Genomic DNA, 12,457 nt, shown 5'->3' with positions numbered 1-12,457 from the left:
GGACACCGCCCATGCCCCTGTTCACCCTTCTGGGCCTCGCCGCCGCCACGCTGGCCTGTCTGTGCCTGTACGCGGCCTCGCCCCACCAGCGCCTCTGGGCCGCACCCTGGCCGCGCTGGAGGGCGCGCGCGGCCAGCCTGGTGCTGCTGGTGCTGTCCTGGCTGGCGCTGGTGCAGAACATGCAGCGGCTGACGGCGGCCTTCGTGCTCGGCACGGCGCTGATGCTGGTGCTGGCCCTTCTTCCCTATGCAGGAGCCTTCGTCCATGCCCGCCGCCACTAAGCCCACGGCAGACAAGCCCGCCATCCGCACGGACTGGCTGTCCAAGACCCTGGCCGGCCTGCTGCTGGGGCTGTCGCTGGCCCTGATCGCCTCGGGACTGCTGATGGCGCGGCTCGACGGCATGCCGCTGCCCGTGAGCGGCCAGCTCGCCATGTGGCTGGTGCCGCCCGTGTGGCTGCTGGTGCTGTCGCTGGTGTATTTCTTCAGGAGCGGCCTGCGCGCCTGGGCCTGGCTGCTCGCGGCCAATGCGCTGGCGCTGGGCCTGTGGTGGTGGCTGCGGTAGACCCAGGGGGCAAGACATGAGGGCCGACTACATCCGCATCTACAAGTCCGTCCACACCTGGACGGGCATCCTCGCCGGCATGGCGCTGTTCATCGCGTTCTACGCGGGCGCGCTCACGGTGTTCAAGGAGCCGCTGCGCCGCTGGTCCACGCCGCCCGCGGCACTGGTGCAGCCCATCCCCCTGGACGATGTGCAGCCGCTCATCGTGCAGACGCTCAAGACCACGCCGGAGGCGGTCAGGCGCGGCGTCACCCTGAGGCTCGAGGGCGGGCAGGCCATACCGCGGCTGGACTGGCAGGTGCGCGCGGCCGGCGCCGACGACCATGACGCCAGCGCCACGCGCCACTACAGCGCCATGCTGGCCGCGGACGGCGGCGTGCAGGTGCGCGAGGCCCCGCCCTCGCGGCTCGTCGAGTTCATCGACGTGCTGCACCGCGTCGTCGGCCTGCCCACGGACTCCGACCCGCACCGCTGGATCATGGGCGTGATCTGCGTGCTCTACCTCGTGGCCCTGGTGTCGGGCGTGGTGGTGCTGCTGCCCTCGCTGGTCAAGGACTTCTTCGCGCTGCGCGTGGGCAGGAACAAGAAGCGCATGTGGCTGGACGCGCACAACGTCGTGGGCATCGTGAGCCTGCCGTTTCACATCGTCATGGCGCTCTCGGCCGTGGTGTTCGCCTGGCACGACCAGATCTACGCCGTGCAGGACAGGCTGATCCACCAGGGCCAGTGGAGCCAGGGGCTCGCGCGCCCCCAGGGCGGGCCGGACTTCATGCGCGGCTTCATGCCCGAGCGCGACCCCGCGCGCATGCTGCCGCCCTCGCGCCTGGTGCAGGCGGCCCGGGCCGCGGCGCCGGGCTTCGAGCCCACGGGGCTGCAATACCTGCAGGTCACGGGCCTGCGGCCCGTGGTGCGCGTCTGGGGCCAGAACCCCCAGGGCATCGCGCCGCGCGCGCTCGGCGGCTTTGCCGCCATCGACCCGTACACGGGCGATGTGCAGTCCACCGACTTCCTGCCCGGGGCGCAGAACACGCCCAACCTCGTCATCAGCAGCTTCTTCGCGCTGCACATGGCGTCCTTCGGCGGCGCGGTCGTGCCCTGGCTTTACTTTCTGCTCGGGCTGGCCGGCGCCTGGCTGTTCTACAGCGGCAACCTGCTGTGGGTGGAGTCGCGGCGCAAGGCCCAGCGCAAGGGCGGCGCCCTGCCCGTGCAGCGGCGCGACACGGCCCTCATGGCCGCCGCCACGGTGGGCGTGTGCGTGGGCTGCATGGCCGGCATCTCGCTGACGCTGGCCGCCGCCAAATGGCTGCCGGGCCGCGTCTCCGACATGGCGGCGTGGCACATGGGCGTGTACTACACGGTGTTCTTCGCCAGCCTGGTCTTCGCCTTCTGGCGCGGCGCGGCACGCGCGGCCGCCCCCCTGCTGTGGCTGGCCGCGGCCTGCACCCTGGCCGTGCCCGCTTCCAGCCTGCTGGGCTGGCTGCTGCCGGCCAGCGGCGCCTGGGCCGATGGCGCGTCGCTGGGCGTGGACCTCACGGCCACGGCCGGCGCCCTGGCCCTGGCCTGGATGGCGCGCGCCACGGCGCGGCGCGTGCAGGGCGGCGCGCAGGACAGCGTGTGGTCTGCCGGGAACGCCACAACAAAATCAGAGGAAAAACAGGCTGTAGCGCTTACCCAGTAAGCGCCAAAAGCTATCAATAGTGCAGCATCACCGGCCGCGCGCCTGCTGGTACAGCCCCTCTACCTTGGGCACGTTGCGCTCGAGCTCGCGGATGCGGTCCGGCCCCGTGGGGTGGGTGGACAGAAAGCCTATGCCGCCATTGCCCGTGGCCTCGCCCATCTTGCGCCACAGGCTCACGGCGGCCTGGGGGTTGTAGCCGGCGCGCGCGGCCAGTTCCAGGCCGACGAGGTCGGCCTCGGTCTCGTCGCTGCGGCTGAACTTGAGCGTGAGCAGCTGCGTGCCCAGATTGGCCGCCACATTGCCCAGCTCACCCAGGCCCAGGAGCTGCGCGCCCAGCGACAGGCCGATGCTGGTGGCCTGGGTCTTGGCCACGCGCTCGCGCGCGTGCTCGCGCAGCGCATGCGCCATCTCGTGGCCCATGACCATGGCGATCTCATCGTCGGTCAGCTTGAGCCGGTCCAGGATGCCCGTGTAGAAGGCGATCTTGCCGCCGGGCATGCAGAAGGCGTTGATCTCCTTGCTGCCGATCAGGTTCACCTCCCAGCGCCACTGCGCGGCGCGCGGGTTCCACTGCACGGCAAACGGGATGATGCGCCGGGCGATGGCGCGCAGCTTGACGAGCTGCGGGTGGTTGTCCGGCGCGAGCGCGCGCTGGGCCTTGGCCTGGGCCAGCATCTGGCCGTACTGCTGGGTGGCCGCGCTCTCGAGCTGCTCGGCCGGCACGAGCCGGCGCAGGCCCGAGGCCGAGCCCACGTCCACCTGCGCCGCGGCCGGCAGCGCCACGGTGGCCGCTGCGGCGAGCACAAAGGCGCGCCGCGCCTGCCAGGGGCTGGCGGCGCAGCAGCGGCAAGCGGATGCAGAGGGGCTATCAGGCAGGGCTTGGGTCATGGACGGGAAGTCTACGACCGCGCCGGCGATTGCGCGCGCAGCTCCGCCCATACCACCAGCAGCAGACCGGCCAGCACCGCGCCCAGGCCCAGCCAGGCCAGGGCCTGCTGCGACTCGCCCACGACCCACACCGCGAGCACAAAGGCCGTCACGGGCTCGCCCAGCGCCAGCGTGACGCCGGTGGTGCCCGAGATATGGCGCAGCCCGCTGGAGAACAGCAGGTAGGCCAGGCCCGTGCTGACCAGCCCGAGGAACAGCACCACGGCCCAGGCACCGGCGCCGGCCTGCAGCGCCCCGCCCAGCGCCCAGGCCCAGGGCACGGACAGCAGCGCCGCGCTGGCGAACACCGCCAGATTGGCGCGCGCCGGACCCAGCGCCAGCACCAGGCCCTTGTTGACCAGGGTGTAGGTGGCATAGGCCAGGCCAGCGAGCAGACACAGGGCCACGCCCGCGGCACTCAGGCGCAGGCCGTCGCCCTGGCCCAGCGCCATGGCCGCGCCGCCGGCCACGCTCACCAGCGTGCCCAGCCACCACAGGGCCGGCGGCAGGCGGCGCGTCATCGCCGTCTGCAGCAGCCCGGCCCAGATGGGGCCGCTGCCGATGGCGATCGCCGTGCCCAGGGCCACGCCGCTGGCGCGCACGCCGGCGAAGAAGCTCAGGTTGTAGGCGGCAATGCAGGCGCCCGCGAGCAGCACGCGCGCCCAGGGCCTGCGGCCGGCGGGCCGGGGCGCATGCCAGGCCAGCAGCGCAAAGAAGGCGCTGGCGATGACCAGGCGCAGCGCCCCCACCCAGTAGGGCGAGAGCTGGGCCGGCGCCAGGCTTTGCGCCGTGCCCGTCGTGCCCCAGAGCATGGCGGCCAGCAGCACCAGCGCGATGCCGCGCGCGGAATGTCGTGAATCGGTCATGCCGACGATGCTGCGCCTTGCCGGGCGGGCAACTATCGAGCAACGCGCATGGTGCACAGGGGCTGGGAGCGCCGGCATCCTGCCGGCAAGATGCCGGCGCTCCAGCCCATGAAGCCAACATGGAAAACAGCCTCTAACGCCCGCCCTGTCAGCGCAAAATGCTATTTATTCGATAGTATTTGAGCGACGCAGCTCGCGCGCGCCCACGCCGCGCTCACGCCTGAGCGCGTAGGCCAGGGCGCTGGCGCTGGCGTAGCCGCAGGCCAGGGCCGTGGTCTCGAGCGGCTGGCCGCGCGCGAGCAGCCGCGCCGCGCGATCCAGGCGCAGCGCGCGCAGCCAGGCCTGGGGCGTGCGGCCCGTGAGCTCCATGAGGCGCGCGTGAAAGCGCTGCGGGCTCAAATGGCACAGGGCGGCCAGGCGGGCCGTGGGCCAGTCCTCGTGCAGGGCGGCCTGCACGGCCTGCGTGAGCCGCGCCAGATCCATGCGCCGGCGCGCGAGCAGGGCCGGCGCCTGCAGCACCTGGGCCACGCGCTCGGCCACGGCCCGGGGCGCCGCGGCGTCCCCCCGCCAGGCCGCGGGCACGGCAAAGCGGCGCATGCGCGCGAGCGCCGGCTGGTCGGGCGCGTCGATCACCAGGATGCGCGCGCTGCGCTCGGCCGCGTAGCCATGACCCGCGCCGGCCGGGATGACGATGCCGCTCGCGCAGTCGACAAAGGCCGCGCGCCCGGCGATATCGAGCTCCATCGAACCCTCGAGCGCATAGAGGATCTGCGCAAAGCCATGCTCGTGCGCACTGTGCTCGCCGCTGTAGCGGCGCACGGAGCAGCTCGGCTCGAAATGGGACGGTGAGGCAGAGGCCATGGCGCAATGGTAGGGCCGGATAATGCACCCGCCCCAGTGCGCCCATCCTCATGTCCGACAAAGCCACCACAGCCCCACCCGCCCCCCGCCACCCCTGGCTTGCCGCCTGGCGCGTCTACCTGGAGCCGGCCAGCCTGCGCATGCTGGCGCTGGGTTTTTCGGCCGGCCTGCCGCTGTTGCTGGTGCTGGGCACGCTCTCGTTTCGCCTGCGCGAGGCGGGCATAGACCGCACGACCATCGGCTATCTGAGCTGGGTGGGCCTGGCCTATGCGTTCAAGTGGGTCTGGTCGCCGCTGGTCGACCGGCTGCCGCTGCCGCTCATCACGCGCTGGCTCGGGCGGCGGCGCAGCTGGCTGCTGCTGGCGCAGGCGCTGGTCATCGCGGGCCTCATCGGCATGGCGCTGGCCGACCCGCGCCAGGGGCTCGACGCCATGGTCTGGTGCGCGCTGCTCGTGGCCTTTGGCTCGGCCACGCAGGACATTGCGCTCGACGCCTTTCGCATCGAATCCGCCGACACCGAGCGCCAGGCCGCCCTGGCCGCCACCTACCAGACCGGCTACCGCCTGGCCATGATCTGGGCCGGCGCGGGCGTGCTGTGGATCGCCGCGCGCGCCGAGGTCGACGGCGCCTCCGGCTACCAGGCCGGCGCCTGGGCCACGGCCTATCTGGCCATGGCCGCGTCCATGCTGGTCGGCACGGCGACGGTGCTGCTCTCGCCCGAGCCCCTGCCCCGCCCATTGCCGCCCGCGCGCGGCCTGGGCGAATGGCTGCGCGGCGCGGTGGTCGATCCGTTTGCCGACTTCATCGGGCGCTACCGCTGGCAGGCGGCGCTGATCCTCGCACTCATCGCTGTCTACCGCATCAGCGACGTCGTCATGGGCATCATGGCCAACCCGTTCTACGTGGACATGGGCTACACCAAGGACGAGGTGGCCGCGGTCACCAAGGTCTTCGGCGTGGTCATGACGCTGGCCGGCGCTTTTGTGGGCGGCGTGCTCTCCATGCGCCTGGGCGTGATGCGCGTGCTGATGCTGGGCGCGCTGCTCTCGGCCTGCAGCAACCTGCTGTTTGCCTGGCTCGGCCAGCATGGCCACGACGTGCGCGCGCTGGTGCTGGTCGTGAGCGCCGACAACCTGGCCGGCGGCATCGCCTCGGCGGCCTTCATCGCCTATCTGTCGGGCCTGACGAATGTGCAGTACTCGGCCACGCAGTACGCGCTGTTCAGCTCCATGATGCTGCTCGCGCCCAAGTGGCTCGCGGGCTTCTCGGGCCAGTTCGTGGACGCTCATGGCTATGGCGCATTCTTCACGGGCACGGCGCTGCTGGGCTTGCCGGTGCTGCTGCTGGTGTGGCTGACCTCAAGAGCCAAAATGACCTCCAGCGCTTGATGGGAAAGCGCTGGCAGCTATGTTTTTTTATACTTCAAGAGCGATGCCTATTGACCCCGTCATCCCCGCGCAAGCGGGGATCCAGGTGCCACACGAGCAGTTGGTTCGTCACTCCAGTGGATCCCCGCTTGCGCGGGGATGACGGTGGATGACGGTGGATGACGGTGGATGACGGTGGATGACGGTGGATGGCGGTGGTTGACCCATCAACGGAAATGGCCGCCCGAGCCCACGATGTGTTTACACAGCTTTACCCGCGCTTCAACACAGGCCGACAGCCCCGCGCCAAGATGCCCGCCATGAACTCGCAACTCCTGATGATCGAAGACGACCACCGCCTGGCGCAGATGGTGGGCGAGTACCTGGGCCAGTCGGGCCTGCAGGTCACGCACATGGCCGATGGCGCGAGCGGTCTGGCGCGGCTGCAGGGCAGTGATCTGCCCGACCTGGTGATCCTGGACCTGATGCTGCCCGACATGGACGGCCTGGAGGTCTGCCGGCGCATACGTGCCCTGCCCGGCCCCGCGGCGCAGGTGGCGGTGCTGATGCTGACCGCCAAGGGCGACCCCATGGACCGCGTGATCGGCCTGGAGATAGGCGCCGACGACTACCTGCCCAAGCCCTTCGAGCCGCGCGAGCTGCTCGCGCGCATACGCGCCATATTGCGCCGGCGCGAGGCCGGGGCCCAGCCGGCCGCCAACCATGTGCTGCGCTTTGGCAGCCTGGAGATCGACCGCGACGCGCGCACGGTGAGCGTGGCGGGCGAGCCGGCCGAGCTCACCTCCTACCAGTTCGACCTGCTCGTGGCCATGGCCGAGCGCGCGGGCCGCGTGCTCACGCGCGACCAGATCATGGAGGCCGTGCGCGGGCGCGAGCTCGAGGCCTTCGACCGCAGCATCGACGTGCACATGGGCCGCATCCGCGCGGCCATCGAGGCCGACCCCAAGACCCCGCGGCGCATCCTCACGGTGCGCGGCGTGGGTTATGTGTTTGCCAGGCAGCAAGACTGATGTCGCTGCTCAGCCCCCTCTCCCGGCGCCTGTACCTGCGCATCTGGCTGGCCATGGCCGGCGGCGTGCTGGTGTTCGCGCTGGCCGTGGGCCTGGCCTGGCGCTGGGCGGCCGAGCAGAACCAGCAGCAGCCGCCCACGCGCGAGATCGTGATCACCGACGCCCAGGGCCGCACGCTGGTGGACGGCACGGGCGTGCGCCAGCGCGGCGACCCCAGGGAGGGCGTGCGCTACCGCATCGAGGGCGACAACGGCGCCGTGTACGAGATGCACCTGTCGCCGCGCACCCCGCGCATGCGTCCCGACGACCACGGGCCCGCGTCCTGGCTGCGCCCTCCCCTGGGCTTTCTGTGGATGCTGGCCCTCGTGGGCCTGGCCGTGACCGTGGGCGTGTTTCCCATCATCCGCCGGCTGCTGCAGCGCCTGGAGCAGCTGCAGGCGAGCGTGCAGCGCTTTGGCGAGGGCGACCTGTCGGTGCGCGTGGCCGAGCAGGGCCAGGACGAGGTGGCGGCACTGGCGCGCCAGTTCAACGCCGCGGCGGCGCGCATCGAGGCGCTGGTGCAGTCGCACAAGTCGCTGCTGGCCAATGCCTCGCACGAGCTGCGCTCGCCGCTGGCGCGCATCCGCATGGGGCTCGAGCTCATGCAGGGCGGCGCGCCCTCGCCGGCGTTTCGCTCCGAGATCGAGCGCAACATCGCCGAGCTCGACCAGCTCGTCGACGAGATCCTGCTGGCCAGCCGCCTGGACGCGGGCGCGGCCGATGTGGGCACGGTGGAGCCCGTGGACCTCGTCGGCCTGGCCGTGGAGGAAGGCGCGCGCGTGGACGCCGAGCTGCTCGATGCCGAGCGGCTGTGGGGCGACGGCGCCGCCATCGAGGTGCCTGGCGTGGCCAAGCTGCTGCGCCGCGCCGTGCGCAACCTGCTGGAGAACGCGCGCCGCTACAGCCAGGGCGAGATCACGCTCGCCATCACGCGCGAGGGCGCCCAGGCCGTGTTGCGCGTGTGCGACCAGGGCCCGGGCGTGCCGCCCGCGCAGCGCGAGCGCATCTTCGAGCCCTTCTACCGCCTGCCCGGCGCCAGCGAGCGCTCGGGCGGCGTGGGCCTGGGGCTGGCGCTGGTGCGCTCCATCGCCCAGCGCCACGGCGGCAGCGTGCACTGCGAGGACCGGCCCGACGGCGCGGGCGGCGCCTGCTTCGTGCTGCGCCTGCCGCTGACGGCGCCCGCGGTCAACGCGCGCGCAGGCGCTGCACCGCGCTGACCACGCCCAGCACCAGCGCGCCCACCACGATGCCCGCGAGGGCGTTGAGCCCGTTGCCGACCAAGGCCTGCCACAGTCCGGCGAGCGCCCCCTGGGCGACGGCCTGCGCCGCGGCCTCGACGGCGTGGTGCAGCGGCGCGATGCCATGCACGACGATGCCGCCGCCCACGAGGAACATCGCCGCCGTGCCGGCCACCGAGAGGAACTTCATCAGCCAGGGCGCGGCCGCCAGCAGCAGGGTGCCCAGCGCCCGGGCCGGATGCGCGCCGCGGCGGCTGAGCCACAGGCCCAGGTCGTCTATCTTCACGATCGCGCCCACGAGGCCATAGACGCCCACGGTCATGAGGATGGCAATGCCCACGAGCACCGCCACCTGCTGCGCAAACGGCGCCAGCGCCACCGTGCCCAGGGCGATGACGATGATCTCGGCCGACAGGATGAAGTCGGTGCGCACGGCGCCGCGGATCTTCTCGCGCTCGAAGGCCACCAGGTCCACGGCCGGGTCGGCATTGGCCTGGGCATGGCGCTCATGCGCGGCGGCATCGTCCTCGCCGCGGTGCAGCAGCTTGTGCGCGAGCTTCTCCACGCCCTCGAAGCACAGAAAGGCGCCGCCGAGCATGAGCAGCGGCGTGATCAGCATGGGCAGCAGCGCGCTGATGGCCAGCGCCGCGGGCACGAGGATGGCCTTGTTCACCATGGAGCCGCGCGCCACCGCCCAGACCACGGGCAGCTCGCGCTCGGCGCGCACGCCGGCCACCTGCTGGGCGTTGAGCGCCAGGTCGTCGCCGAGCACGCCGGCCGTCTTCTGCGTGGCCACCTTGGTCATGGCGCCCACGTCGTCGGCCACGGCGGCGCTCTTCTTGGCGGCCACCTTGGTCATCAGCGCCACATCGTCGAGGATGGCGGCGATATCGTCGAGCAGGGTCAGCAGACTGGCTCCGGCCATGGCAGAGGTTCTTTCAATGAAAAAGGCGTGAAATCGTTGCAGGCAAAGCCCTGGCAGCTATTGTTTTGTTCAAAACCTGGCCGCAGGCTGCTGCATTGTGACGGAAAAGCCCGGCCCGCCCGGCGACGCCGGGGCGCCGTTGCCCAGCGCCTGGCAAGACCGCATTGCGGACGCGCCCGGGCCTGGCGCGCTAAGGTGGCGTCTGCCCTGGTCTGCCGGAGTCCGTTCCATGCACAGCGACGCCTACCACCCCCAAGCGCCCGAACTGCAGGTGGCGCAATGGTTCAACACGCGCACGCCGCTCACGCTCGAGGCGCTGCGCGGGCGCGTCGTGGTGCTGCACGCGTTCCAGATGCTGTGCCCGGGCTGCGTGGAGCATGGCATCCCCCAGGCGCGGCGCGTGGACGAGGCCTTCGCGCAGGACCGGCTCGTCGTCATCGGCCTGCACACGGTGTTCGAGCACCACGCGGTCCAGGGCCGGCCCGAGGCGCTGGCGGCCTTCATCCACGAGTACCGGCTGCGCTTTCCGATTGCGCTCGACCGGCCGCATGCCACGCGCGCCGTTCCACAGACCATGGAGGCGCTGATGCTGCAGGGCACGCCCAGCCTGGTGGTGCTCGACCGCGAGGGCCGCATGCGCCTGCACCACTTCGGCCGCCTGGACGACCTGCGCCTGGGCGCGCTGCTCGGGCAACTGCTCGGCGAGCCCGAGCCCCCGGCACGCGCCCCCGCCGACCCGCCCACCGCCGGTGCGGAGGGCGCTGAGGGCGCCGAGGGCGGCGCCTGCGACGACAATGGCTGTCCACGCCCGGACATGCCCCGCCCATGATCACCACGCCCCCGCATTCCACTGCACCCATCGGCCGGCTGCGCGCCCTGCTCACGGGCCACGCCCGGCCCTACACCCGCCCGGGCAGCCGCAGCGCCATCGCCAAGCAGGAGCGCCACGGCCCCGTCGAGGTTGGCCCCCTGGGCCTCGCGGGCGACGAGCAGGGCGACCCGCGCGTGCATGGCGGCCCCGACAAGGCCGTGCACTGCTACGCCTGGGCGCAGTACGCGCCCTGGCGCGAGGAACTGGCCGGCAACGCCCAGGCCCAGGCGCTGCTCGCGCGGCCCGGCGCGTTTGGCGAGAACTTCTGCCTCGACGGCATCGACGAAAGCCAGGTCTGCCTGGCCGACCAATGGCAGATCGGCAGCGCTCGCTTCGAGGTCAGCCAGGGCCGCCAGCCCTGCTGGAAGCTCAGCGACCGCTTCGACGTGCCCGACATGGCGCGGCGCGTGCAGGACAGCCTGCGCACCGGCTGGTACCTGCGCGTGCTGCAGCCCGGCCGGGTGCAGCAGGGCGACGGCGTCACGCTGCTGGAGCGCCCCTTCCCGCAATGGCCCATCACCCGGCTGCTGCGCGTGATCGCCGAGCGCGACTGCACGCCCGATACGCTGCGCGCCATCCTCGCGCTGCCGCTGCCGCCCTCCTGGCAGCGGCTGTTCACGCGCCGGCTCGAGCACGCCAGCGCCGAGGACTGGAGCGCACGCCTGGACGGCAGGCCGTCCTGAGCCGTCCGACCCCCGGTGCTACGGCAAAGGTATCTACACAGCGATTTTGATAGCGCACAGCGTTTGTCTGGCGCCGGTTTTGACTCCCTCGCCCCCTTGGGGGAGAGGGAGAAACAACCGCAAGACCGTTCATGTCAAGTCCCGGCTCCTCATCGTTCACCCTTCACCAACGGCCAGCGCCAGGCCGACGCCGCATACATCACGCCGCCCGCCACCAAGGCGAGCGCCGCCAGCGCCAGCCCCTGGGCAAAGCCCTGGGCCTGGCCGCCGCGCGCAAGCAGCCAGGCCACCATGGGCGGGCCCATGATCTGGCCCAGGCCGTAGACGGCAGTGATCAGGCTGGCAAAGCTGTCGGCCGAGCGCGGCCACAGGCGCCGCGCCTCCTGCAGGCCGTAGAAGGTGATGGCCGTGAACGGCAGGCCCAGCAGCAGGCTGCTCGCGGCAAAGCCCGCCGGCGTGGGCCACCACAGGCCCAGGCCTATGCCCAGCGCCTGCATGGCATAGGCGGCCACGAGCAGCCAGCGCCGGTCCCATGCGGCCGGCGCGCGCGTGCTCAGCGCCGCGCCCACGGCCACGCCGGCGCCGAAGATGGGCCAGAACCAATCGGGCCAGGGCGAGCCCGCGGGCAGCGCGCCGCGCGCGATCACGGGCAGAAACGTGGCCGTGACGATGTAGCCCAGCCCCGCCAGGCCATAGGCCAGCGCATGCACGCCGCGCGCCGCCGCCGTGCCGCCGCCCTGCGCCTTCCCCGCCGCGGCCGGCTGCGCCGCGCCCGCCCTGGCCGCACGCCCGCGCACCACGGGCCAGACCAGCGCGCACAACAGCACCGACAGCAGCCCGAACACCACCCAGCCCGAGGCCGCGCGCCATTCCGCCGCCACCATGGCGCCGGCCGCCAGGCCCGTGAGCGCAATGCCCACGCCCGGCCCGCAGAAGATCAGCCCGCCCATGGACGGGCGCCCGAGCACCGCCAGGCGCACCATGCACCAGGCCGACACATTGAGCAGCACAAAGGCGCTGGCCACGCCCGCGGCAAAGCGCAGCGTGGGCCAGCTGGCGGGCAGCGGCAGCGCCATGGCCACGGTCAGCAGCACCGTGGCCACAAGCCCCGCGCGTGCCAGCCGCGCCGGGTGCCAGCGCTGGTACAGCGCGGGCGTCACCCAGGGCAGGGCCATGCAGGCCAGCGCCCCCACCAGATAGCCGATGTAGTTGGCCGTGGCCAGCCAGCTGCCCGCGGCCAGCGTGACCACGCCGTCGTGCAGCATCATGGGCAGGAGCGGCGTGAAGGCAAAGCGCCCCACGCCCATGGCCACGGCCAGCGCCAGCATGCCGGCCAGGGCAATGGCCGCGGGCCGCTCGGACCAGGGGGTGGGCGCGTCGGGGGTGGCGATCATAAAATCTGATTTT

At 72.1% G+C, this 12,457-nt stretch carries 13 protein-coding genes; 8 read left to right on the top strand and 5 right to left on the bottom strand.

Features of this window, described 5'->3' with window-relative positions:
* The first annotated feature begins 11 nt into the window (after positions 1 to 11).
* The 3 genes from ABUE11_RS01225 to ABUE11_RS01215 are packed head-to-tail and all read left to right on the top strand — an operon-like array spanning position 12 to position 2,242.
* Positions 12 to 281 carry a hypothetical protein gene (locus ABUE11_RS01225; RefSeq protein WP_367067177.1) on the top strand — a complete coding sequence of 90 codons (270 nt, stop codon included), beginning with the start codon at positions 12 to 14 and terminating at the stop codon, positions 279 to 281.
* On the top strand, positions 265 to 564 hold the full coding sequence (locus tag ABUE11_RS01220) for a hypothetical protein (protein WP_367067175.1): 300 nt from the start codon (positions 265 to 267) through the stop codon (positions 562 to 564). The genes ABUE11_RS01225 and ABUE11_RS01220 overlap by 17 nt, the downstream gene beginning before the upstream one ends.
* A 16-nt stretch (positions 565 to 580) precedes the next feature.
* Entirely contained in the window at positions 581 to 2,242 is a 1,662-nt protein-coding gene (locus tag ABUE11_RS01215; protein ID WP_367067174.1) for a PepSY-associated TM helix domain-containing protein, read from the top strand.
* A 27-nt stretch (positions 2,243 to 2,269) separates the two neighbouring features.
* On the opposite strand, the gene ABUE11_RS01210 is transcribed toward ABUE11_RS01215, so the two are convergent.
* The 3 genes from ABUE11_RS01210 to ABUE11_RS01200 form a co-directional block, all read right to left on the bottom strand.
* The gene (locus ABUE11_RS01210; RefSeq protein ID WP_367067172.1) at positions 2,270 to 3,130 is read right to left on the bottom strand and encodes a M48 family metallopeptidase; all 861 of its coding nucleotides are present in this window, start codon (positions 3,128 to 3,130) and stop codon (positions 2,270 to 2,272) included.
* A gap of 11 nt (positions 3,131 to 3,141) precedes the next feature.
* A complete protein-coding gene (locus ABUE11_RS01205; protein ID WP_367067171.1) occupies positions 3,142 to 4,035 on the bottom strand; it encodes an EamA family transporter in 894 nt (297 codons plus the stop codon).
* Between the two features lie 165 nt (positions 4,036 to 4,200).
* Positions 4,201 to 4,896 (bottom strand): AraC family transcriptional regulator, encoded by a 696-nt coding sequence (locus ABUE11_RS01200; RefSeq protein ID WP_367067169.1) that lies wholly within the window; start codon positions 4,894 to 4,896, stop codon positions 4,201 to 4,203.
* A gap of 50 nt (positions 4,897 to 4,946) precedes the next feature.
* On the opposite strand from ABUE11_RS01200, the gene ABUE11_RS01195 reads away from it, so the two are divergent.
* The 3 genes from ABUE11_RS01195 (at position 4,947) to ABUE11_RS01185 (ending at position 8,550) form a co-directional block, all read left to right on the top strand.
* On the top strand, positions 4,947 to 6,284 hold the full coding sequence (locus tag ABUE11_RS01195; protein WP_367067168.1) for an AmpG family muropeptide MFS transporter: 1,338 nt from the start codon (positions 4,947 to 4,949) through the stop codon (positions 6,282 to 6,284).
* 299 nt (positions 6,285 to 6,583) lie between these two features.
* Positions 6,584 to 7,294: a response regulator transcription factor gene (locus ABUE11_RS01190; protein WP_367067167.1), complete on the top strand. Its 711-nt coding sequence runs from the start codon at positions 6,584 to 6,586 to the stop codon at positions 7,292 to 7,294.
* Complete coding sequence (locus ABUE11_RS01185; protein ID WP_367067166.1) at positions 7,294 to 8,550, top strand: ATP-binding protein; 1,257 nt, start codon at positions 7,294 to 7,296, stop codon at positions 8,548 to 8,550. The genes ABUE11_RS01190 and ABUE11_RS01185 overlap by 1 nt, the downstream gene beginning before the upstream one ends.
* On the opposite strand, the gene ABUE11_RS01180 is transcribed toward ABUE11_RS01185, so the two are convergent.
* The gene (locus ABUE11_RS01180) at positions 8,519 to 9,496 is read right to left on the bottom strand and encodes a DUF808 domain-containing protein (protein WP_367067165.1); all 978 of its coding nucleotides are present in this window, start codon (positions 9,494 to 9,496) and stop codon (positions 8,519 to 8,521) included. The two genes, ABUE11_RS01185 and ABUE11_RS01180, sit on opposite strands and share 32 nt — an antisense overlap.
* A gap of 229 nt (positions 9,497 to 9,725) precedes the next feature.
* Between ABUE11_RS01180 and ABUE11_RS01175 the strand changes: the two genes are divergently transcribed.
* Complete coding sequence (locus ABUE11_RS01175; protein ID WP_367067164.1) at positions 9,726 to 10,325, top strand: redoxin domain-containing protein; 600 nt, start codon at positions 9,726 to 9,728, stop codon at positions 10,323 to 10,325.
* A complete protein-coding gene (locus ABUE11_RS01170) occupies positions 10,322 to 11,050 on the top strand; it encodes an MOSC domain-containing protein (protein WP_367067163.1) in 729 nt (242 codons plus the stop codon). Before ABUE11_RS01175 ends, ABUE11_RS01170 begins: the two co-directional genes overlap by 4 nt.
* A 149-nt stretch (positions 11,051 to 11,199) precedes the next feature.
* Here ABUE11_RS01170 and ABUE11_RS01165 read toward each other — a convergent pair whose 3' ends face one another.
* A complete protein-coding gene (locus tag ABUE11_RS01165; RefSeq protein ID WP_367067161.1) occupies positions 11,200 to 12,444 on the bottom strand; it encodes a YbfB/YjiJ family MFS transporter in 1,245 nt (414 codons plus the stop codon).
* Between the last annotated feature and the right edge of the window lie 13 nt (positions 12,445 to 12,457).

This window comes from Oryzisolibacter sp. LB2S (assembly GCF_040732315.1).
GTDB classification, from domain to species: Bacteria; Pseudomonadota; Gammaproteobacteria; order Burkholderiales; family Burkholderiaceae_C; genus Alicycliphilus; species Alicycliphilus soli.
The sequence above is the reverse complement of the archived record's forward strand: the minus strand, read 5'-3'. Positions and strand labels throughout refer to the sequence as shown.

Excerpts from the sequence above, each read along its gene's own strand:
- ABUE11_RS01225 (WP_367067177.1), top strand. The coding sequence starts at position 12 with ATGCCCCTGTTCACCCTTCTGGGCCTCGCCGCCGCCACGCTGGCCTGT.
- ABUE11_RS01220 (WP_367067175.1), top strand. The coding sequence starts at position 265 with ATGCCCGCCGCCACTAAGCCCACGGCAGACAAGCCCGCCATCCGCACG.
- ABUE11_RS01215 (WP_367067174.1), top strand. The coding sequence starts at position 581 with ATGAGGGCCGACTACATCCGCATCTACAAGTCCGTCCACACCTGGACG.
- ABUE11_RS01210 (WP_367067172.1), bottom strand. The coding sequence starts at position 3,130 with ATGACCCAAGCCCTGCCTGATAGCCCCTCTGCATCCGCTTGCCGCTGC.
- ABUE11_RS01205 (WP_367067171.1), bottom strand. The coding sequence starts at position 4,035 with ATGACCGATTCACGACATTCCGCGCGCGGCATCGCGCTGGTGCTGCTG.
- ABUE11_RS01200 (WP_367067169.1), bottom strand. The coding sequence starts at position 4,896 with ATGGCCTCTGCCTCACCGTCCCATTTCGAGCCGAGCTGCTCCGTGCGC.
- ABUE11_RS01195 (WP_367067168.1), top strand. The coding sequence starts at position 4,947 with ATGTCCGACAAAGCCACCACAGCCCCACCCGCCCCCCGCCACCCCTGG.
- ABUE11_RS01190 (WP_367067167.1), top strand. The coding sequence starts at position 6,584 with ATGAACTCGCAACTCCTGATGATCGAAGACGACCACCGCCTGGCGCAG.
- ABUE11_RS01185 (WP_367067166.1), top strand. The coding sequence starts at position 7,294 with ATGTCGCTGCTCAGCCCCCTCTCCCGGCGCCTGTACCTGCGCATCTGG.
- ABUE11_RS01180 (WP_367067165.1), bottom strand. The coding sequence starts at position 9,496 with ATGGCCGGAGCCAGTCTGCTGACCCTGCTCGACGATATCGCCGCCATC.
- ABUE11_RS01175 (WP_367067164.1), top strand. The coding sequence starts at position 9,726 with ATGCACAGCGACGCCTACCACCCCCAAGCGCCCGAACTGCAGGTGGCG.
- ABUE11_RS01170 (WP_367067163.1), top strand. The coding sequence starts at position 10,322 with ATGATCACCACGCCCCCGCATTCCACTGCACCCATCGGCCGGCTGCGC.
- ABUE11_RS01165 (WP_367067161.1), bottom strand. The coding sequence starts at position 12,444 with ATGATCGCCACCCCCGACGCGCCCACCCCCTGGTCCGAGCGGCCCGCG.